The organism is Pseudomonas sp. IPO3747 (assembly GCF_013385245.1).
In the GTDB taxonomy this organism is placed as follows: Bacteria; Pseudomonadota; Gammaproteobacteria; order Pseudomonadales; family Pseudomonadaceae; genus Aquipseudomonas; species Aquipseudomonas edaphica.
Genome location: NZ_JACAQL010000021.1, coordinates 1 through 217 on the forward strand (window position 1 = coordinate 1; position 217 = coordinate 217).

Sequence of the window (217 nt, forward strand, 5' to 3'; positions counted from 1 at the left end):
ATGGTCTGGCCATTGTCCAAAGTCACGGTCAGCGGGTTGGTGATGTTGGTCACTGCCGCGCCGTTTTTATCCACAAGGCTGGCGGTGTAGACGATATTGCCGCCTTCACCGACGGTGGTGGTGGCGGTCAGAACCACATCCACTTTGTCGATGGTGTCGTTGATGGTGGTGGTTGCGCCATCACCAGCCACTTCCAGTTTTTCGAAGTTACCGCCAG

Annotated in this window: 1 protein-coding gene; it reads right to left on the reverse strand. The window is 56.2% G+C overall.

From position 1 onward, the window contains the following. A partial coding sequence (locus tag HX790_RS21545) for an immunoglobulin-like domain-containing protein (RefSeq protein ID WP_176992101.1) occupies positions 1-217 on the reverse strand: 217 nt, incomplete at both ends.